A 19,643-nucleotide genomic window follows, 5' to 3' on the forward strand; every position below is an offset into this window, starting at 1 on the left:
GAGCGCCCTCGCCAGGCGGACGACCTCCAGGCAAGTGTCAGGCGAACCAGCCCGTTGCCGGACTCTCACCTTGGCTACGAACAGGCCCGACGCCATTCGACACCCCGCAGAAAGAAAAAAGTGTCCGCCATCTGTCGACAGATGGCGGTAGTTGCGGACGCGGGGTATCACGGGCAAAACGCTATGAAGGGTCCGTTCCTCTCGAAAACTGAGAGGAACGGACCCTTCATACGACTTGAGGTGACCAGCTACGGCAGCGTGGCGAGGTGCCCGCCGACGGCGTTGGCCCACGCGTAGTTGTTCGACGCGTCCCAGTTGATCGACCAGGTCATCGCCCCGCGGATCGCCGGGTACGGCGTCGCGGGCTTGTAGGCACCACAGTTGACGGCCTTCGCCAGGCAGTCCAGCGCGTTGTTCACGATGGTCGGCGACACATAGCCGCTACCCGCGCCCTGGGGCGACGCCGGAACGCCGATCCCGACCTGGTCCGCCCGCAGCCCGCCCTGCAGCTGGATGCACGCCAGCGCGGTGAGGAAGTCGACCGAGCCCTGCGAGTAGACCTGCCCGTTGCAGCCGTTCATCGAGCCGGAGTTGTAGTACTGCATGTTGACGATCGTCAGGATGTCCTTGATCCCGAGCGCCAGCTGGAAGTACCCACCGGACGTCGACTGCATGTCGATCGTCTGCGGCGCCATCGTGATGACCGTGCCGCCCTTGGCGTAGATGCTCCGCAGCGCGGAACCCATGTGCGTGGCGTTGACGCCGTTTTCGAGGTCGATGTCGACGCCGTCGAAGCCGTAGTTCTGGATCAGCGTGCCGATGCTGTTCGCGAAGTTCGCGGACGCCGTCGGGTCGCCGACGCTGATCGTGCCGTTCTGGCCACCGACGGAGATGATGACCTTCTGGCCGCGGCTCTGCACGGTCTTGATGTCGGCCTTGAACTGCGCGTCGGTGTAGCCGCCGAGCTGACTCGACAGACCCGAGTCGAGCGTGAAGCTGACCGCGCCTGGCTTGCTCGTGTCGGCGTCGGCGAACGAGACCGCGATGATGTTGTAGCGGGTCGGGACGTCCGCCAGCTTCAACGCCTTCGCGCCGTTGAAGAAGTTCTGCCAGTAGCCGGTGAGCAGGTGCTTCGGCAGCGCGGTGTCGGTCGGCGGCTTGCTCGTGGTCGTGGTCGGCGGGGTCGTCGTGGTCGACGGCGGCAGAGTGGTCGTCGTCGACGTCGGGGGCTTGGTCGTCGTGGTCGGCGGGGTGCCGCCCGGGCCGTCGAGGCTGACGTCATCGGCGAAGTACGTCGGCTGGCCGTACCAGCCGTGCACGTAGATGCCGACGCTCGTGCTGGCCGCGCCGGTGGTGAAGTTGACCGTCAGCTGCGTCCAGGAAGAAGCCCCGGGCGTCCAGGTGCTGACCTCGGTGGTGCCCGTGCCGGCCGCGCCGAGGTAGACGTAGCTGCCCTGCACCCAGGCGGTCAGTTTGTACGCGGTGTTCGGCTTGACCGCGACGTTCTGCGAGCACCTCGCGTTGTCCTGACCTGCGGGTGTGCCGGAAAGCGCCTTGGTGCCGGAGTGCGTCGGAGTGCTCACGACGCCGCCGCCGGTACACGTCCAGCCGCTGAGGTTCCCGTCCTCGAAACCGGGATTGCTCAGGATGTTGGCGGCGGTCGCGTTGCCGGAGACGACCAGCAGCAGGCCGGCGCACACCCCCAAAGCGGAAAACAGCGCCGCGAGCGCGTGTTTGGGTTTGATCGCCACGGTACCTCCACCTGAACTGGTGATATGGACCACTTAAAAATGGACTAGACCAATCAAGGTGTCAAGAGGTGGCTTCGAGAGGGTCATACGAAAGTCGCAGGGCCGTCAGCGGCACAATGTGAGGCCTGACTTAACCGAAGGGATCGTGGACAGTGGGCTTGCAGTCGGTCGAGCAGAAGATCGCCGAAGAACTGAATGTGCGCGAAGGGCAGGTCAAGGCCGCCGTCGACCTGCTCGACAGCGGCTCCACCGTGCCGTTCATCGCCCGGTACCGCAAGGAAGTCACCGGGATGCTCGACGACACGCAGCTGCGCACGCTGGAGGAGCGCCTGCGCTACCTGCGTGAGCTCAACGAGCGGCGCACGGCCGTGCTGGAGTCGATCCGCAGCCAAGGCAAGCTCGACGAAGCCCTCGAAGCGTCGATCCTCGCCGCGGACACGAAGTCCCGGCTCGAGGACATCTACCTTCCGTTCAAGCCGAAGCGGCGCACGAAGGCGCAGGTCGCGCGCGAAGCCGGTCTCGAGCCGCTCGCCGACGGCCTGCTCAACGACCCGTCGACCGACCCGCAGGCCGCCGCCGCGGTCTTCGTCGACGCCGAGAAGGGCATCGCGGACACGCAGGCCGCACTGGACGGCGCCCGCGCGATCCTGGTCGAGCGCTTCGCCGAAGACGCCGACCTCATCGGTGAGCTGCGCGAGAAGATGTGGTCGCAGGGCCGCCTCTCGTCGAAGCTCCGCGAGGGCAAGGCCGAGGACGGCGCCAAGTTCTCCGACTACTTCGAGTTCTCCGAGCCGTTCACGAAGATGCCGTCGCACCGCATCCTCGCGATGTTCCGCGGCGAAAAAGAGGACGTGCTCGACATCAACATCGAGCCCGAAGAGCCGTCCGACGAGCCCAAGCCCGGCCCGAGCGACTACGAGACGCGCATCGCGCAGCGTTTCGGCATCGCGGCCAACGGCAGGCCCGGTGACAAGTGGCTGACCGACACCGTCCGCTGGGCGTGGCGCACGAAGATCCTGCTGCACCTGGGCATCGACCTGCGGATGCGCCTGCGCCAGTCGGCCGAGGACGAGGCCGTGCGCGTGTTCGCGTCAAACCTCCGAGACCTGCTGCTCGCCGCGCCCGCCGGCACCCGCGCCACGATGGGCCTTGACCCCGGCTTCCGCACCGGCGTCAAGGTGGCCGTGGTCGACGACACCGGCAAGGTCGTCGCGACCGAGGTCATCTACCCGCACCAGCCGCAGAACCAGTGGGACCGCTCGCTGGCTGTACTCGGCAAGCTCGCCGCCCAGCACAAGGTCGACCTGATCTCGATCGGCAACGGCACCGCGTCCCGCGAGACCGACAAGCTCGCGATCGACCTGATCAAGGCGCACCCGGACCTGAAGCTCACCAAGGCGATCGTCTCCGAGGCGGGCGCTTCGGTGTACTCGGCGTCGGCGTTCGCGTCGGCCGAACTGCCGGACATGGACGTCTCGCTCCGCGGCGCGGTCTCCATCGCGCGACGCCTGCAGGACCCGCTGGCCGAGCTGGTGAAGATCGACCCGAAGTCCATCGGTGTCGGCCAGTACCAGCACGACCTGTCTGAGGTTTCGCTGTCACGATCACTCGATGCGGTGGTCGAGGACTGTGTGAACGCGGTCGGCGTGGACGTCAACACCGCGTCCGCTCCCCTGCTGACCCGCGTTTCCGGCATCACGACCGGTCTGGCGGAGAACATCGTCGGGCACCGCGACGAGCACGGCCCGTTCAAGACGCGGCTCGCGCTCAAGGAGGTCGCGCGGCTCGGGCCGAAGGCGTTCGAGCAGTGCGCGGGTTTCCTGCGCATCCCCGGCGGCGACGACCCGCTCGACTCGTCGAGCGTGCACCCCGAGGCGTACCCGGTGGTCCGCAAGATCATGCAGGCCACGAGCACTGATCTCCCGAGCCTGATCGGCAACGAGCGCGCTTTGAAAGCCGTGCGCCCGCAGGACTTCGTCGACGAGACGTTCGGTCTGCCGACGGTCACGGACATCCTGGCGGAACTCGAAAAGCCCGGCCGCGACCCGCGACCCGCGTTCAAGACGGCGACCTTCGCCGAGGGCGTCGACAAGCTTTCGGACCTCAAGCCGGGCATGCGCCTGGAAGGTGTCGTCACCAACGTGGCCGCGTTCGGCGCGTTCATCGACGTCGGCGTGCACCAGGACGGTCTCGCGCACGTTTCCGCGCTGTCGAAGAACTTCGTCAAGGACCCGCGTGAGGTCGTGAAGCCAGGCGACATCGTCAAGGTGAAGGTGCTGGAGGTCGACATCCCGCGCAAGCGGATCTCGCTCACCCTGCGCCTGGACGACGAGCCCGGCGCCGCGAAGCCTGAGCGTGGCGGCGGTGGCGGCGGTGGCGGCGGCCGTCAGCAGCAGGGACAGCGCAAGCCGCAGCAGAACCGCGGTGGCTCACGCTCCTCCGCCCCCGCGCCCACCGGCTCGCTGGCCGATGCACTGCGTAAGGCTGGCTTCGGAAAGTAAGGCCCGACCCAGCGTGGCTCGTGAGTGGCTACGAGTGTTCTAACACTCGTAGCCACTCACGAGCTTTTGCGTACCAGGCCGGTGTAGCCCGCGACGTTCTCGACCGCCGTGCACGCCCCAGGCGGCCGCCCTGGGGAATGTGTCGACATATTCCGCGCGCCGGCGCCGAAAGTGAGCAGCAGCGCCAAAACGACCGTCGCGAGCAGGCCGCCCAAGGGGCGCCAGGGGCGGTAGCCGTAGCCGATCAGGACTCCGCTGAGGCGGTGCACCAGCCGCCGGAACGGCCCGCCGATATCCCCTCGACGTCGGAGATCTCGTTGCTGGGCAATGAGAATCCGCCGCGCGTCACGTTCGTGCCCGGCGGCCCGGTGGACTTTGGCCAGCTGCTGATACGGCTGTGCCCGGTAGCCCGCCGGATGCTCGGCGAGCATCGACAGCCACTCGTCGAGCGTCGCGTCCCACGGCACCTGCGCGTAGGTCAGCCCGTCGGCATCGACACGCGTGCCCGACAACGGCAGCACCAGCGAACCCTTCACCGTGACCCCGTCCAGATCGATACCATCCTGTTCCGGGTTGTTCTGCACGATTTCCGCGTCACGAAAGGAAAGTTGTGTACCGAAGTGCGCGTCGATGAAAATGATCGTGGCGGCGTCCCCAGTGGATTCCGCCCGGAATCCGTCGTTGAACAACACGGTGCTCTCGACCCGGCAAGTGGACGCGGTCAGCGCCGGACCTCCCTGGCACACGAGGTGACCGCCGTTGCCGATCAGCTGGCCGGAGATCCGTGCGCCGAACAGCCGGAAACAGCCGTCAGGCCCCGCGCCCTCCGCCCGGAACCCGTCGCCGAACGTGAGAGTTTCGCCGACGACCAGGTGGTCTCCGAGGAAGGCCGGGCCCGCGCTGTTCTTCAGCTGCGCACCCCACAGTTGCAACTCACCGCCGATCCGGGCCCCGGCCAGCCGTACCGTGCCGTTCGGAGACGCCGTCTCCGCTCGGAAACCCTCGGTGAACTGGGCGTCACCGTCGACGGTGATGCCGTCGGCCCCCACCGCCGGTCCGTCCGTGTTGGTCAGCTGAGCGCCATCCATGCGCAGCTGACCACCGATGTGGACACCACGTAGCCGGATCGTGTCGTCGTCGCAGGTGGTCGCCGCGGCAACGCGGCTGAAGTGAGCGCTCTCCTCGACACTCATGCCGTCCGCGCCAAACGCGGGCCCGTCCGTGTTCGACACCCGGGCGTCGCTCATGTCCAGCTGGCCACCGATACGGGCTCCGAACATCCGGACGGCGCCCAGCTCGTCGGTCGCTTCCGCCCGGAATCCCGCGCGGAGGAAGACCGATCCCGACACCACCAGCCGATCGGCGTCCAAGGCCGCGCCCTCGTCGTTGGCGAGCTCGGCGCCGCTCAATAACAGGGTCCCGCCGATGACGGCGTCGGTCAGATCGATGCCACCCTTGAGACACCGGACCTCGGACAGGACGATCCCGTGCTCGATCCGCAGTCCGTCGGCGTAGATCGCCGGGATCGTGCAACGCGAGAGATCCAGGAAGGAGAGGTGGGCCCGTTCCAGGCGGATCGGCTGGTCGAACCGACAGGACGTGAGCGTCAACGGCACGCTGGTCCGCAGGTCGGACAGGTCGAGCTCGCCGACGATCCGCGCTCCTGCCACCTTCAGCGCCCGAGGCGCGCTGCGCAACACTTCGGTGAGCTTGTCGGCTTGGATCACGCGTCCCTCGAACGACCCGCCTTTCTTCACCGCCCGTGCGAATCTGCTCATGCGAAGCGGACCTCGACCGAGCCCAGGTCACCGAAGTCGGCGACGATATGCGAGCCCGAGACGACGGGTGCGGGAGCGGTGGCCGTGCCGGTGGTGACGATTTCGCCTGCCTTGAGTCGCCGTCCCAGCTTCGGTAGCTCCAAGGCCAGCCAGTGCAAGGCGAGACGTGGGTCGCCGAGCACGGCGGAGCCGGTTCCGCGCGCGAACTCGGTGCCGTTGAGCAGCAGGATGACCGGTTGCGCGGCCAAGTCCAGGTCACGCCAGCCGGGCACATCACGACCGGCGACAAAACGCTTGCTGTATCCCGAATCCGCGAGGATCTGGTTGCCCCCGACATTCGCGTAGTCCTTGTACCTCGAATCCGGCAGTTCGACGGCGAGCAGCATCGAGTCGACGGCGTCGAGCACGTCGTCCAGCGTGTGCTCGACAGCGGGATCGAGATCGCGGGCCATCCGGAACGCGAACTCGGGTTCCGCGACCGGCAGGATCACCGAATCGGCGGGGATCAGCTCGCCTTCCGCATGCCGGAACTGCGCGAACATCCGGCCGGCGAACGGCTCCTCCACCCCGAGGAACGCGCGGGCCGTCGCTGTCGTGGCCCCGATCTTCCAGCCGAAACCCGGCCCGGCGAGTTCCTCCAGCCGGGTCTGGATGGCCATGCCGTCAAGGGCGTTCCGCGGCCGGATGTCCTCCGGCAGGCCCAGCAGTTGAGTACCCGTCCTCCAGGCACCCCAGAGCAGCTCGGCCGCGGAGAGATCGTTCGTCATCGGGGGATTCTTCCACGGGAAGGTCGTCGATCCACACGAACTCGACGTCCTTTCCGTACGCGAGGACAAAGTGGACACTGTCCAGCGACGAGAACCAGCCACGCGTGCGGTGATCCGGCGACTGGGTGATGACCCGATCACCGAAGTCGAGGCCCCACGCGATCACTTCGGCGTCGAGCCCGTACTGGTCGTCGTGGTACTCGTACATCGCGAAGCGGCGTGGTGAGTTCTGTTTGACCCAGGTGCGCATGAGGGCGCCGACCTGGTGACGGTTGTAGGTGACGATCTGGCCAGGAGGCGTCTGGTCGATCCACTGGGCGATTTCGAGGTCTTGCTCAGTCGTCATGAGACCACACTGGCATGAATGGGGATTGTCCCAAAACCTGAAACAAGCAATCCGATCGAGTGATGGCGCGATTAGGGAAAATTCGGTGAGATGTTCCGATGAATGCCAAACACGGAACCGCGCGGATGCGCAGTCTAGCAACGGAATTGGTGAAACTTCGTGGCGAAGCAGGCTTAAACACGCGAAGCGCCGCGAAGCTGGTAGGGATGTCCGCGTCGACGCTCAACCGGTTGGAGAACGGCGGGAAGGTGATCGAGCCGGAGGACGTTTCGGCGCTTCTGGTGGCCTACGGCGTGACCGGCCCAGACCGCGACAGACTCTTGAACCTGTCTCGCGAACCACACCTGCCAGGATGGTGGGAGACCAGCGGAACTCCACTGCCACAACAACTTCCAGCCCTGATCCGCTTCGAGTCCGAGGCCACTCAGATCATCCACGCTTCAATGCTTCGGGTCCCCGGACTGATGCAAACCGCCGAGTACGCCCGAGCAGTCATGACCTCAGGCGATGTGACCGAACCTGAAACAGAGACGATGGTCGCCACACGATTGGGCCGACAGGCCATTCTGTCCAGACCCAAGCCGCCTCACTACCTGGCAATCATCGACGAAGCAGTACTCCGCAGGCCGGTCGGCGGTCCCGAAGTGATGGTCTCGCAAGTCCGCCGAATCATGGACCTCGCGAACCGGCCACACGTGGAAATACGAATCCTGCCGTTCTCAGCCGGAACACACACCGGTCTGGACGGAACCTATGTCATCCTTGAATTCTTCAAGGCACGAACCATCGTCTACCTGGAGCACAAGCGGTCTTCGCTGTTCCTCGACGAGGCCAACGAGGTAGCACCGTTTCACGAAGCGACGGATACACTGATCCACACAGCGCTGGGACCAGGGGATTCATTGAATTTTCTGGGCTCGGTGGCGGATGACTACGGCAAAGGGTGAAACACGATGTGGCGCAAGTCCAGCTACAGCGGAACGCAAGGCGAGTGCGTCGAGGTCTCCGTGACCTCCAGCCGCGTGGGTGTCCGGGACACCAAAGACCGTGATGGCGGCACCCTCTCCCTCTCCGCCTCCGCCTGGACGGCCCTGCTGGAAAACCAGAGGCGCCCCACCGAGTAACCCTGCTACCGTCCGCCGGGTAAGAGTGTCCGAGCGCGAGGAGCGGTACATGCGGCGAGTTTCGACAGGCCCCACCTTCCGTCGGACGCTCGCACGTAAGGACACCCCGCCACATGCGGATGCTCAACCTCGGCATTCTCGCGCACGTAGACGCCGGTAAAACCAGCCTGACCGAACGCCTCCTCTTCGAGGGCGGCGCGATCGCCCGGATGGGCGCGGTCGACGAAGGCAGCACCCAAACCGACGCCATGGACCTGGAACGCAGGCGTGGCATCACCATCCGTTCCGCTGTCGCCACCTTCACCAGCGGCGACCACGAGATCCACCTCATCGACACCCCCGGCCACGCCGACTTCATCGCCGAAGTCGAACGCGCCCTTGGCGTACTCGACGGCGCGATCCTCGTGCTGTCCGCCATTGAAGGCGTCCAGGCCCAAACCCGCCTCCTCATGCGGACACTGAAAGCCATGGGCCTGCCGACCCTGCTGTTCGTCAACAAAATCGACCGCCCCGGCGCCCGCTACGAGTCGCTGATGGCCGACATCGAACGCTGGCTCAGCCCATCGGCGATCTCCATGCGCGATCCTCAACGAGCCGCCGAGATCCTCGCCGAACACAACGACGACGTCCTCAAAACATATTTGTACGAAACAGAATCCCTCGACGCAGACACCCTGCGCGAAGAACTGGCCGCGCAAATCAGCGCGGCTCTCGTACACCCGGTCTTCTTCGGCTCAGCCGTCACCGGCGCCGGTATCGACGCCCTGCTCCAAGGAATCACCGATTTCCTCCCGACCGCCCAAGGCGACGACACCGCTCCCCTCGACGGCACGGTCTTCGCCATCGAACAAGACAAACAAGCCGTAGCGCGGATTTTCTCCGGCTCCGTCACGGCTCGCGACATCGTCACCTACTCGCGGCGGACCTCTACCGGCACGATCGTCGAGTCCGCCAAGGTCACCGCCGTCCACCCGGGGCACGTCGGCGCCGGAGGGATCGCGCGCCTGACCGGCTTGCGGGGCATCAAGGTCGGCGACCGCCTCGGCTCGTCGTCAACCCGTCCCGAGCCACCACGTTTCCGCCCGCCCACCCTGGAAACCGTTGTCACGTCTCAAAATCCCGGCGACCTCTACACGGCCCTGAGCGAACTCGCGGAACAGGACCCGCTCATCAACGTCCGCCGTGATCCCCGGCATCACACCATCACCGTCTCGCTCTACGGCGAGGTACAACAGGAAGTCCTCGCCGCGCGACTGTCCGAAGAGTACGGCGTCGATGCCGCTTTCTCACCGCCGCGGATCATCTGCGTCGAACGCCCTGTCGGCGTCGGCTCGGCCGTGGAGTTCATGGGCCAGAGCCCTTACCCCGCAACGGTCGGCCTGCGAGTCGAACCCTCGGCCACGGGCAACCAGTTCGTCCTCGAAGCCGAACGCGGCTCACTCCCCCGTGCGTTCCTGACCGCCATCGAGGAAACCGTCGCCGCGACCCTTCGCGAGGGTCTTCACGGCTGGCAGGTGACCGACTGTTCGGTAGTCCTCACCCACACCGGCTACGACAGCCCGGTGACCGTCGCCGCCGATTTCCGCATCCAGACCCGCGAAGTCCTCACCACGGCCCTCCGCAACGCACGCACCGCCGTCTGCGAACCCATCGACCGCCTCACCCTGGAAATCCCAGCCCCCGCCCTCAGCTCCGTCCTCACCGCCCTGACCACCAGCGGTGCCCTCCCCGACCCGCCGACCCTCACCGGCGAGACCTACACCCTCACCGCCCTGATCCCCACCGCCCACCTGCGCGCCTTCGAGTGGCAACTCCCCGCCCTCACCGGCGGCACCGCCCTCCTCACCACCCATTTCCACACCCACCGCCCCCGGTAGACAGTCGTGAGTGCGTAACAGTGTTAGAACACTGTTACGCACTCACGAGCCACGCTGGGTCAGGGCGCCATTTCGTAAGCCCCGGAGAGGCCGCGAACCTGTTCCCACACCCGCCCGAAGCGGTCGGCGTCGACGACGGGCTTGCGGATCGCGGCCAGCGCGAGCGCCTGTTGCGCGTCGGTCGAGCTGGACTTGCCGAGCAGTTCCACCGCGGCGGCACTGAAGTCGCGCACCAGGAAGTCGAAGATCTGGTCGACGAGCTCGGACTCGACGCCGACGATTTCCGCCTGCTCAAGGATCAAGCCGCCGTAGACGACCAGCGTGAACAGCTCGGTCAGCGCGAGTCCGAAGTCGAGGTCCTTCTGCTGCGCCTCATCGGGCGTGGCCTCGGTGAGCAGCTTGACCAGGCCCTCGGCCTGCTCGGTGAACCGCGCGACGTTCGGGATGGCCGACGCCTTCTCGTACGCGGCGCGCCAGTCGTGGAAGCGCACCTTGCCGAGGCCGCGCGCGGGGCCTTGGCGGAACAGGAACTCGTCGTCGGTGGCGTCGGACCTCGTCGGCACCGGCTCGTAGGCCTCGGGCGCGAAGAGGTAGGCGGGCATGAACTTCGCGATCAGCGCCAGGTTCACCGCGACCGTGCCTTCGAGCTTCGGCAGGCCGTCGACGTCGACCTTCGCCAGCGCGAGGTAGTTGTCGGACTCGAAACCCTTGGCGGCCACGATGTCCGCGACCTGCGCGATGACGCGCTGGGCCTCGGTCGTCACCTTCATCTTGGTGATGGGGTTGAACAGCAGGTAGCGGCGGTCGTCGGCGTTCGCGGAGCGGAAGTAGTCCACCGCGCGGTCCGAGAAGAGCTTCATCGCCGTCAGCCGCGTGTAGGCGTCGACGAACTCGCGGCGCACGTGGGGGAAGTCGGTGACGGGGTTGCCGTACAGAATCCTGTTGTGCGCGTGGGTGATTCCCTCGTACAACGTGTGCGTGGCCATGCCGATGCCGCCGAAGCACAGGTTGAACTTGCCGATGTTGACCGTGTTCAGCGCCGCGCTGAAGGCGTCCGCGCCGGTGTGCAGCAGGTCCTCGGCGTGCACCGGGTAGTCCTCGAGCCGGAACTCGGCGACGTACATCTGCGAGGGCACGATGTTCTTCACGACGTGGTAGTTCGGGTGGTTCGAGTCGGCGTAGAAGAAGACGTACTGGTCCTGGCCCTCGACACCGTCGATGCGGCCGAACACCGAGACCGTGCCGGCACAGTTCCCGTTGCCGATGTAGTACTTCGAGCCGTTGGCGAGGTAGCCGCCGGAGCCGTCCGGGGTGAGCACCAGGTCCGAGGAGTAGATATCGGCGCCATGGTCCTTTTCGGACAGTCCGAACGCGGCGACCCCACCGGCGTCGAGTGCGTCGGCGGCGCGCTTGCGGGCGACGTCGTTGCCGCTCTGCCACACCGGGCCGAGCCCGAGCACGGTCACCTGCATCGGATACCAATAATTGAGCCCGTAGAAACCGAGGATTTCCGAGAGCTCCGCGATACGGCTGGTGTCCCAGCGCTTGCCGGCGTTGCCGTCGGCGTTCGCGGCGGGCGTGAAGAAGGTGGCGAAGAGGCCTTCCTTCGCGGCGAATTCGAGGAAGTCCGAGTAGAAGACCTTGGCGTGGTAGTCCTCGACGAGCTTGTGCTTACCGCGGGCCTCGAACCAGTCGATGGTCGCGCGCAGCAATCGCCGGGTCTCCGCGTCGAACCGCTGCGGGTCGTAGCCCTTCGGGTTCAGCAACAACGCCTTGCTCATGTCTTCTGCCCCTGCTTCCTCGCCCCAAATGATTACCCGCCGGTAACTTAGCAAGACGGGAGAGTACGGGCAATGTCACATAGGGGTCCGTCACCCCATCACGTATACTGATCTTGCGGCCCGCCCAGTTCTGCCTCGGGCCGCGTTTCGTTGTCGACTACCACGCGCCGCGGCCGTCGAGGTCTGCGCCGGGCAGGACAACCCTTCCACGTACGGAGAATCAGGGCGTCCAAGCGCCCGTCCATCATGAATTCCACACCTTCCTTCCTTGAGCTCGGCGTGCCCGCGGTACTCGCGGAGGCGCTCGCCGCCCAGGGCATCGAATCCCCGTTCCCGATCCAGACGGCCACGCTGCCGCACTCGCTCGAAGGCCGCGACGTGCTCGGCCGAGGCCGCACCGGCTCGGGCAAGACGTATGCCTTCGTCCTCCCGGTGCTCGCGCGCCTGGCCGCCGGCCCCAGCCGTCGCCGCTCGGGCCGCCCGCGCGCGCTGATCCTGGCGCCGACGCGTGAACTCGTCAGTCAGATCGAGGCGTCCATCGCCCCGCTGGCCAAGGCGCTTTCGCTGCGGACGGTCACGATCTTCGGTGGCGTCAGCCAGAACCCGCAGGTCACCGCGTTGCGCGACGGCGTCGACATCGTCGTCGCCTGCCCCGGCCGCCTCACCGACCACCTCCAGCAGGGCAACGCGAAGCTCGACGCCGTCGAGATCACCGTGCTCGACGAGGCCGACCACATGGCCGACCTCGGCTTCCTGCCCGCCGTGAAGAAGCTGCTCGAGCAGACTCCGCGCACCGGTCAGCGCCTGCTGTTCTCGGCGACGCTCGACGCGGGTGTCGACGTGCTGGTCAAGCGCTTCATGACCGACCCGGTCACGCACAGCGTGGACTCGGCGCAGTCGCCGGTCGACGCGATGACGCACCACGTGCTGCACGTCAACCAGGACAGCCGCCTGCCGGTGCTGGTCGACCTCACCGCCGCGCCGGGCCGCACGCTGGTCTTCACCCGCACCAAGCACCGCGCGAAGACGCTGACCAAGCAGCTCAACGCGTCGGGCATCCCGGCGGTCGAGCTGCACGGGAACCTGGGCCAGACGGCCCGGACCCGGAACCTGCTCGCGTTCTCCGACGGCACCGCGAAGACGATGGTCGCCACCGACATCGCCGCGCGCGGCATCCACGTCGACGACGTCACGCTGGTCATCCACGCCGACCCGCCCGTCGAGCACAAGGCGTACCTGCACCGCTCCGGCCGTACGGCTCGCGCCGGCGCCAGCGGCACGGTCGTCACGCTGATGACCGACGAGCAGGTCTCCGACGTCCGCGACCTGACCCGCAAGGCCGGCATCAAGCCGACCACCACTCGGATCGCCCCCGGACACCCGCTCCTCATCCAGCTCGCGCCGGGTGAGCGCACTTTCGCCGCTCCGCTGGTCCGTCCGGCCGCCGTGGCGACCCCGCCGAAGCAGCCGCGCCGGAACGCCGCTCCCAAGGTCGCTTCGGGTCGTGGCGGCGGTGGCGGTCGCGGTGGTGCGGCTCGCGCCGGTGGCGGCCGTGGCGGCGCTGCGGCGGCGGCCGGTCAGGGCGGCTCGGGCCGCGCTGGTTCAGGACGTGGCGGCTCCGCGGGTCGCGGCGGCAGCACTCCGGTGCACAGCACTTCGACGGGCGGCTCGACTTCGGGCCGCGGTCAGTCGCAGGGCGGTTCGAAGTCCGGCGGGCGTGGCCAAGCGGCCGCGACCGGTGGACGCGGTCAGTCCGGCGGCGCCGCTTCGGGTGGACGCGGGGGCGCTGCGGCGTTCTCTTCCGGCACCCGCGCTGGTGGCCGTCGCGGCGGCGGCAGGTAGTCCCGCTCGGCTTCACGTGACAGGAAGGGTCCCTTCCTGGCGTTTTTCGCGATGAAGGGACCCTTCCTCGCGTTCTGGGCCTACAACGCTATGAACGGACCTTTCCTTGCGAAAACCGCAAGGAAAGGTCCGTTCATAGCGCGTTGGTCGCCGGAGATCGTAGAGCATTCAACTACCCGCGCGTGCAACTAAAAGCGGGAGCAAGGGAGCTTTACTATCGTTTCGCGGTAGTAAAGCTCCCTTGATCCCCCGCCAACGGGGTTAGACGCGGGCGGCTTCGCGGGCCAGCAGGTGGGCGCGGCGCTCGTCGAAGCGGTTGGCCTGGGTCTTGAGGTCGGTCAGGAAGGTGTGCAATTCCTGACGCGCGGACTCACCGACCTCGTTGAGGCCTTCGATCTCGAAGATCTTCCAGTGGCGCAGCAGCGGCCAGATGACGTCGTCGTGGTGCAGCACCAGGTCGTAGATCCCCGCCTTGGCCATCTGCGCGGCCTTGCGGATGAAGCCGGGCAGGATCTTGCCCGGCATCTGGAAGTTGACGACCTCGTCGGTGATCGCGCGGATCATCTCGTTCGGCGAGAGCTGCAGCGACGCGGTGACGAGGTTGCGGTAGAAGATCATGTGCAGGTTCTCGTCGGTCGAGACCCTGGTCAGGAGCTTCTCGCACAGCGGGTCCTGCGTGTAGCGGCCGGTGTTGCGGTGCGAAATGCGGGTCGCGAGTTCCTGGAACGACACGTACGCCAGGACGTTCAGCAGCGGCTTGTCCCCGCTGTCGTACCCGGCTTCCATGGTCAGCATGCGGTTGCGCTCGAGTTCGACGGGGTCGACAGCGCGCGTCACCAGCAGGTAGTCGCGGATGACGATGCCGTGGCGGCCCTCTTCGGCGGTCCAGCGGTGCACCCAGGTGCCCCAGGCGCCGTCGCGGCCGAAGGCGCGCTCGATCTCGCGGTGGTAGCTGGGCAGGTTGTCTTCGGTCAGCAGGTTGACCTCGAGCGCGGTCCGGGCGAGCGGGGTGACCCGCGACTGCTCCGGGTCCCACGCCTCGCCGCCGAGGTCGGCGAAGTCCTTGCCCTGACTCCAGGGCACATACTCGTGCGGCATCCATTCCTTCGCCGAGCCGAGATGACGGTTGAGGTTTTCCTCGACCGTCGATTCCAGTTCGTGCATCAGGGCGGTGGTGTCCAACACGGGCATGCGAGTCTGTCCTTCCGGCGGTGCGCGGCATCAACCTACGAAGCCGTAAGTTACGGCACCGTAGGTTATGGAAACGAACAGTGTGACCAATTCGTTCCCGCGCGGACCTGCTAGGAGAACGACCCGGTGAGCCCCCGCGAACGCAGCACAGCGCGCTCCACCGGACGGAAAACGGCGAGCTCGATACCCACTCCCACCAGCAGGATCAGGAAGATCGCGGCGATCACCGTCGGCATGTCGCTGAACGACGAGCCCTGGTTGAGATACGCCCCGAGACCCATCCCGAGCTGCGGCGAAAGCGCGATCAGTTCCGCCGCCATCAGCGACCGCCAGGAGAACGCCCAGCCCTGCTTCAGACCCGCGAGAAAACCGGGCAACGCGGCGGGCAGCAGGATGTGCCGCGCGGACGAAAGCTTGCCCGCGCCCATCACCTGACCCACCCGCGGCAGGATCGGCGGGATCTGATCGATCCCCGACACCAGGCCGTTCGCGATCGACGGCACCGAACCCATCAGCACCACGAAGTAGATCGAGCCGTCGTTCAGGCCGAACCACAGGATCGCCGCGGGCACCCAGGCCACCGAAGGCAGGCTCTGCAACCCGCTGAGCAGCGGCCCGATCGCCGCGCGCACCACGCGCACCTTCGCGACGAGCAGCCCGAGCGGCGTGCCGATCACGACGCCGATGAGGAACCCGAGCACCGCGCGATGGACCGACGTCCACACGATGCCGAGGATCTCGCCGTCGGCGGAGACCTCCCAGAGCCGCGACCAGACGTCCAGCGGCGCGGGAAGCTGCGTCTCCGGCCAGAAAGCGGCCGCCCACAGGATTTGCCAGACGACGATCAACAGCACGAGCGCGACCAGCGGTGGCACGACTGCGCGCAGGAATCGCACGCCGCCGCTCTCCCGCCGATCGGACGCCGGAGTGTCGAGCGCGTCCAGTCCGGCTTCGACCGCGGAAAGATCGGCCGAGCGGTCAAGCTGCGGCATGGGTGCTGATCACCTCTCGCAGATGTGCCGTGATCTCTTCGGTGAGCTCGACGTCGTCGGGCGCGCCGGCCCACTCCCGCACGACCCGGCCGGGTCGCGACGAAAGCAGGACAACGCGCTGGCCCAGTCGCACGGCTTCGCGGACGTCGTGGGTGACGAACAGGACGGCGGTGCCGGTGCTCTCGTAGACGCGCAGCAGCTCGCCCTGCATGACGTCGCGCGTGATCGCGTCGAGCGCGGCGAACGGCTCGTCCATCAGCAGCAGCGCGGGTTCCTGCGAACCGTCGACCCGCAGTGTCGCGGCGAGCGCCCTGGCGAGCGCGACACGCTGCCGCATGCCACCGGAAAGCTCGTGCGGCCGCTTGGAGCCGACGCCGCCGAGCCGCACCAACTCGAGCAGTTCGGCGGCCTTGGCCTTGCGCTCCACGCGGCCGAAACCGGCCAGCCGCAACGGAAGTTCGACGTTGCGGGCCGCGTTCAGCCACGGCATCAGCGCCGCTTCCTGGAACATCACCGCCGGGCGTGAGGTGTTCAGCGTGATCTCGCCCGAGGTCGGCTTGTCCAGCCCCGCGACGAGGTTGAGCAGCGTGCTCTTGCCGCAGCCGGACGCGCCGAGCAGGGCCACGAACTCACCCGGCGCGACTTCGAGATCGAGCCCGTCGAGTGCGGTCACGGCCCGGTCCCCGCGGCCGAACACTTTGCGCACGCTGTCCAGTTTCACCGCGACACCGGTCGAGCGGAGCTTGGGCGTGCCATCGAGTGCGACGCTCATCTGCTGCAGCCTTCCTGGGTTACTTCGTCAGTCCGGACGCGGCGGCGGCGGGCTTGCCCGCCTCCTTGAGCACTTCGTTGAGCGGGCCGAAGTCGGCGAAGCCCTTGAGGTCGACGACCTCCTTGACGACGCCCGCGGTCACGGAATCCTTGGCCAGCTGGGGGAATTCGGCCGGGATCGGGTCGAGGGTGAGCTCGATGCCCTGGAACGCGCGGTCCAGCACCGCGGGGCTCAGCGTGCTGCCGGCGAGTTCCTTGAGCGACTCGTTGACGACGGTCTTGGCCTCGGCCTGGTTCGCCGTCGCCCAGTCGATCGCGGCGGCCTGGCCCTTGAGCAGCGCGCGCACGGTGTCCGGGTGCTGCTGCAGGAACTCGCTGCGCACGATCATCACGGTGGTCGGGAAGCGGCCGCCCGGCCACAGGCTCTTCTCGTCGAGCAGAACCGACGCGCCGGCGTCCAGCACCAGCCTGGACGCCCACGGCTCCGGCAGCCAGCCGCCGTCGACCTCGCCGGTCTTGAACGCGTCGAGGGTCTTCGGGTTGTCCAGGTTGGTGATCTTGACCTGGTCCTTCAGGTTGTTCTCGGTGAGCCACTTCTTGAGCGAGACGTCCTGGGTGTTGCCCAGCGACGGGGTGGCGATGTTCTTGCCCTTGAGCTGCTCGGCCGAGGTGATCCCGGGCTTGACGACCAGCTGCGCGCCGCCGGAGACGGCGCCGGAGATGAGCTGGATGGTGCCCTTCGACTTGGTGAAGGCGTTGATGGCCGGTCCGGAGCCGATGAACGCGACGTCCAGCGAGTTCCCCAGCAGCGCGGTGACCTCTTCGGGCCCGGCGTTGAAGACCTGCGTCGTCAGCTTGGTGGTGCCCAGTTCCTGCTTGAAGAAGTCCTTCTTCACCCCGATCAGGGCGGGTGCGTGAGTCACATTGGGGAAGTAGCCGAGCCGGACTTCGGCTGCCGGAGCCTGGTCGGGCGCCGCGGCGGGCGTGTTCGTCTCCGCACGCGAACAGCCGACGAGACCCGCTGCCAGCGCGGCGGCGGCAAGCGTCGTTGCCAGAACACGGGAATTACGGAGGGTACGCACGGGAATGGCGCCTTTCGCGGGAACGGCCGGTCGATATCCAGCCGAGAATCCCACGTTCCCCCAGTTCGGTCATGACCATCCGCATGGCGGGAAATTTGATGAGAAAGCTTGACAAGGGCAGCGCTCACTGTTTCAGCAACAGTGAAACATCGCCGAATTCGTGCCAAAGATAGCGAGATTCCAACGCGATGTCGTAGGCGCGTTGCACGACTTCGGCCCCGGCGACGGCTTCGAGCAGCAGAAGATGTGACGCGTCGGGCGCGTGCAGGCCGGTGATCAGGCCGTCGACGACCCGCGCGGGCCTGTCCGGTCCGAGCACGAGATCCGTCCAGCCGTCACGGGCAGTGAGCGAGCCGTCCGTTCCCGCGGCCGATTCCAGCGCCCGCGCGACCGTGGTGCCGACGGCGATCACCCGGCCGCCCTCCGCCCGCACCCATTCGACGAGCCGCGCGGTGGTGACCGGCACCCGGAAACGTTCGGTGAGCGGCGGTTCCCCGCTTTCCTGCGACGAAACTCCGGTATGCAGGAGGATCGGCGCGAAAAGCACTCCGGCGGAGACGAGTTTCGTGACGAGTTGGGTGGTGAACGGCCGCGCCGCGCTCGGCATTTCGGCGCTGCCGGGCTGGGTGGCGAAAACCGTTTGGTAGTCCGAAATCGGCCAGCGTTTCGGGACATAGCCGTAGCGGATCGGACGTCCGGCGCCGGTCAGGAACGCCGTGACGTCCCCTTCGACGGTCACTTTCGCGCACCACAACCGGCTTTGACCTGGTCTGTAGAGCGCCAGCAACGTCAAATGCGCGCCCGCGGGCAACCCGACACGCTCGCCGGGGTGAGCGTCGAGAATCGGCCCGGTGGGTGAACGCAGCTCAATCACCCAGTTGCCGTCGTCGAGCTCGGTCGAGAAATGCACGACCACACCCGCGCGAGTCGTGTCGACAGCGGCGGGCAGCGTCGCCGAAGTATTGACGACCACGAGGTCGCCGGGTTTCAGATAAGTGCCCAGCTCGGTGAAAACACTGTGCTCGACCCGTTTTCCGGCCGCGACGAGCAGGCGGACCTCGTCGCGCGCGAGGCCGCGTGTCTCGGGCGGCGCCGTCGCGGAAAGCTCGTCGGGAAGTTCGAAACGGGTGGTCATTTCACCAGCTCCTGGGCACGGTAGCGGCCACTCGCGGGCCGGTTCGCGATGAGGTCGAGCAACGCCGGAACCACCGATTCGGGCTCCGGCCGGTCGGAGATGTCCTCGCCGGGGAACGCCCGCTGGTGCATCTCGGTGCGCATGTCGCCGGGATCGAACGCGTAGACGGCGAGGTCCGGATGTTCGGCGCCGAGGATCGCGGTCACGTGGTCGAGCGCGGCCTTCGCGGAGCCGTAGCCGCCCCAGCCCTCGTACGCCTCGACAGCCGCGTCGGAGCTGACGTTGACGACGATTCCCCCGGCCAGCGCGGGAAGCGTGGCCTGGATGAGGCCGAGCGGCGCGAGCACGTCGACGCGGTACACGTGCTCCCATTCGTCGAGCGGGTAGTCCGCGAGCCGGGGCAACGGACTCGGGCCGAGCGCGCTCGCGTTGTTGACGAGCAGGTCGAGTTTCCCGGCAGCGGCGGCCAACTCGCGTCGGTGAGCCGGGTCGGCCACGTCCCCCGGGATGGCGACGACATCGGTGAGCTTCGCCAATTCGGCGTGCGCGCGGCTCAGCGCTTCCTCGCCGCGCGCGTCGATGACCAGTGACCAGCCGCGGCCGGCGAGCGCTTTCGCCAGTGCGAGCCCGAGTCCGGCGGAAGCGCCGGTGATGAGTGCGACAGGCATGGTGCCCTCCAGCGGTAGGTCACCCCATCCTGAAACC

The 19,643-nt window shown here is 67.1% G+C and carries 16 protein-coding genes; 5 read left to right on the top strand and 11 right to left on the bottom strand.

The genetic code is table 11. The features are described 5' to 3' along the window. Nucleotides 1–248: 248 nt before the first annotated feature. The gene (locus VGP60_RS07265) at nucleotides 249–1,751 is read right to left on the bottom strand and encodes a chitinase (RefSeq protein ID WP_327547102.1); all 1,503 of its coding nucleotides are present in this window, start codon (nucleotides 1,749–1,751) and stop codon (nucleotides 249–251) included. 152 nt (nucleotides 1,752–1,903) lie between these two features. Here VGP60_RS07265 and VGP60_RS07270 point away from each other — a divergent pair, with 152 nt between their 5' ends. Next, nucleotides 1,904–4,252 carry a Tex family protein gene (locus tag VGP60_RS07270; RefSeq protein ID WP_327547103.1) on the top strand — a complete coding sequence of 783 codons (2,349 nt, stop codon included), beginning with the start codon at nucleotides 1,904–1,906 and terminating at the stop codon, nucleotides 4,250–4,252. A gap of 56 nt (nucleotides 4,253–4,308) precedes the next feature. Here VGP60_RS07270 and VGP60_RS07275 read toward each other — a convergent pair whose 3' ends face one another. Genes VGP60_RS07275 through VGP60_RS07285 form a run of 3 tightly spaced genes read right to left on the bottom strand, consistent with a single transcriptional unit; the run spans nucleotide 4,309 to nucleotide 7,143 of the window. Then, nucleotides 4,309–6,030, bottom strand: coding sequence for a hypothetical protein (locus tag VGP60_RS07275; protein ID WP_327547104.1), 1,722 nt, complete (start codon nucleotides 6,028–6,030; stop codon nucleotides 4,309–4,311). After that, on the bottom strand, nucleotides 6,027–6,797 hold the full coding sequence (locus VGP60_RS07280; protein WP_327547105.1) for a 2-keto-4-pentenoate hydratase: 771 nt from the start codon (nucleotides 6,795–6,797) through the stop codon (nucleotides 6,027–6,029). The genes VGP60_RS07275 and VGP60_RS07280 overlap by 4 nt, the downstream gene beginning before the upstream one ends. Further along, nucleotides 6,694–7,143 carry a hypothetical protein gene (locus VGP60_RS07285; RefSeq protein ID WP_327547106.1) on the bottom strand — a complete coding sequence of 150 codons (450 nt, stop codon included), beginning with the start codon at nucleotides 7,141–7,143 and terminating at the stop codon, nucleotides 6,694–6,696. Before VGP60_RS07285 ends, VGP60_RS07280 begins: the two co-directional genes overlap by 104 nt. Nucleotides 7,144–7,241: 98 nt before the next feature. Here VGP60_RS07285 and VGP60_RS07290 point away from each other — a divergent pair, with 98 nt between their 5' ends. The 3 genes from VGP60_RS07290 to VGP60_RS07300 all read left to right on the top strand — a co-directional run bounded on the left by VGP60_RS07290 (nucleotide 7,242) and on the right by VGP60_RS07300 (nucleotide 10,144). Next, nucleotides 7,242–8,090 carry a helix-turn-helix transcriptional regulator gene (locus VGP60_RS07290; RefSeq protein WP_327547107.1) on the top strand — a complete coding sequence of 283 codons (849 nt, stop codon included), beginning with the start codon at nucleotides 7,242–7,244 and terminating at the stop codon, nucleotides 8,088–8,090. Nucleotides 8,091–8,096: 6 nt separating this feature from the next. Then, a complete protein-coding gene (locus VGP60_RS07295) occupies nucleotides 8,097–8,267 on the top strand; it encodes a DUF397 domain-containing protein (RefSeq protein ID WP_327547108.1) in 171 nt (56 codons plus the stop codon). Between the two features lie 113 nt (nucleotides 8,268–8,380). Next, a complete protein-coding gene (locus VGP60_RS07300) occupies nucleotides 8,381–10,144 on the top strand; it encodes a translation factor GTPase family protein (protein ID WP_327547109.1) in 1,764 nt (587 codons plus the stop codon). A 59-nt stretch (nucleotides 10,145–10,203) separates the two neighbouring features. On the opposite strand, the gene VGP60_RS07305 is transcribed toward VGP60_RS07300, so the two are convergent. Further along, entirely contained in the window at nucleotides 10,204–11,925 is a 1,722-nt protein-coding gene (locus VGP60_RS07305) for an acyl-CoA dehydrogenase (protein ID WP_327547110.1), read from the bottom strand. Nucleotides 11,926–12,171: 246 nt separating this feature from the next. Here VGP60_RS07305 and VGP60_RS07310 point away from each other — a divergent pair, with 246 nt between their 5' ends. After that, a complete protein-coding gene (locus tag VGP60_RS07310) occupies nucleotides 12,172–13,767 on the top strand; it encodes a DEAD/DEAH box helicase (protein ID WP_327547111.1) in 1,596 nt (531 codons plus the stop codon). Nucleotides 13,768–14,028: 261 nt separating this feature from the next. On the opposite strand, the gene VGP60_RS07315 is transcribed toward VGP60_RS07310, so the two are convergent. From VGP60_RS07315 to VGP60_RS07340, 6 genes are all read right to left on the bottom strand, one after another. Beyond that, nucleotides 14,029–14,958, bottom strand: a complete 930-nt coding sequence (locus VGP60_RS07315) for an acyl-ACP desaturase (protein ID WP_327547112.1) — start codon at nucleotides 14,956–14,958, stop codon at nucleotides 14,029–14,031. 110 nt (nucleotides 14,959–15,068) lie between these two features. After that, complete coding sequence (locus VGP60_RS07320; protein WP_327547113.1) at nucleotides 15,069–15,950, bottom strand: ABC transporter permease; 882 nt, start codon at nucleotides 15,948–15,950, stop codon at nucleotides 15,069–15,071. Next, the gene (locus VGP60_RS07325) at nucleotides 15,937–16,722 is read right to left on the bottom strand and encodes an ABC transporter ATP-binding protein (RefSeq protein WP_327547114.1); all 786 of its coding nucleotides are present in this window, start codon (nucleotides 16,720–16,722) and stop codon (nucleotides 15,937–15,939) included. Before VGP60_RS07325 ends, VGP60_RS07320 begins: the two co-directional genes overlap by 14 nt. A gap of 19 nt (nucleotides 16,723–16,741) precedes the next feature. Further along, on the bottom strand, nucleotides 16,742–17,803 hold the full coding sequence (locus VGP60_RS07330) for an ABC transporter substrate-binding protein (RefSeq protein WP_327547115.1): 1,062 nt from the start codon (nucleotides 17,801–17,803) through the stop codon (nucleotides 16,742–16,744). Nucleotides 17,804–17,927: 124 nt separating this feature from the next. Continuing rightward, entirely contained in the window at nucleotides 17,928–18,938 is a 1,011-nt protein-coding gene (locus VGP60_RS07335) for an S-adenosylmethionine:tRNA ribosyltransferase-isomerase (RefSeq protein ID WP_327547116.1), read from the bottom strand. Beyond that, the gene (locus VGP60_RS07340) at nucleotides 18,935–19,606 is read right to left on the bottom strand and encodes an SDR family NAD(P)-dependent oxidoreductase (protein WP_327547117.1); all 672 of its coding nucleotides are present in this window, start codon (nucleotides 19,604–19,606) and stop codon (nucleotides 18,935–18,937) included. The genes VGP60_RS07335 and VGP60_RS07340 overlap by 4 nt, the downstream gene beginning before the upstream one ends. Nucleotides 19,607–19,643 lie beyond the last annotated feature (37 nt).

Origin of the sequence: Amycolatopsis sp. (genome assembly GCF_036008905.1) — a bacterium.
GTDB lineage: Bacteria > Actinomycetota > Actinomycetes > Mycobacteriales > Pseudonocardiaceae > Amycolatopsis.

What these genes read in the sequence shown, in the direction of transcription:
- VGP60_RS07325 (WP_327547114.1), bottom strand. Translation starts at nt 16,722, where the DNA reads ATGAGCGTCGCACTCGATGGCACGCCCAAGCTCCGCTCGACCGGTGTC.
- VGP60_RS07320 (WP_327547113.1), bottom strand. Translation starts at nt 15,950, where the DNA reads ATGCCGCAGCTTGACCGCTCGGCCGATCTTTCCGCGGTCGAAGCCGGA.
- VGP60_RS07295 (WP_327547108.1), top strand. Translation starts at nt 8,097, where the DNA reads ATGTGGCGCAAGTCCAGCTACAGCGGAACGCAAGGCGAGTGCGTCGAG.
- VGP60_RS07310 (WP_327547111.1), top strand. Translation starts at nt 12,172, where the DNA reads ATGAATTCCACACCTTCCTTCCTTGAGCTCGGCGTGCCCGCGGTACTC.
- VGP60_RS07340 (WP_327547117.1), bottom strand. Translation starts at nt 19,606, where the DNA reads ATGCCTGTCGCACTCATCACCGGCGCTTCCGCCGGACTCGGGCTCGCA.
- VGP60_RS07290 (WP_327547107.1), top strand. Translation starts at nt 7,242, where the DNA reads ATGAATGCCAAACACGGAACCGCGCGGATGCGCAGTCTAGCAACGGAA.
- VGP60_RS07275 (WP_327547104.1), bottom strand. Translation starts at nt 6,030, where the DNA reads ATGAGCAGATTCGCACGGGCGGTGAAGAAAGGCGGGTCGTTCGAGGGA.
- VGP60_RS07305 (WP_327547110.1), bottom strand. Translation starts at nt 11,925, where the DNA reads ATGAGCAAGGCGTTGTTGCTGAACCCGAAGGGCTACGACCCGCAGCGG.
- VGP60_RS07335 (WP_327547116.1), bottom strand. Translation starts at nt 18,938, where the DNA reads ATGACCACCCGTTTCGAACTTCCCGACGAGCTTTCCGCGACGGCGCCG.
- VGP60_RS07285 (WP_327547106.1), bottom strand. Translation starts at nt 7,143, where the DNA reads ATGACGACTGAGCAAGACCTCGAAATCGCCCAGTGGATCGACCAGACG.
- VGP60_RS07315 (WP_327547112.1), bottom strand. Translation starts at nt 14,958, where the DNA reads ATGCCCGTGTTGGACACCACCGCCCTGATGCACGAACTGGAATCGACG.
- VGP60_RS07300 (WP_327547109.1), top strand. Translation starts at nt 8,381, where the DNA reads ATGCGGATGCTCAACCTCGGCATTCTCGCGCACGTAGACGCCGGTAAA.
- VGP60_RS07280 (WP_327547105.1), bottom strand. Translation starts at nt 6,797, where the DNA reads ATGACGAACGATCTCTCCGCGGCCGAGCTGCTCTGGGGTGCCTGGAGG.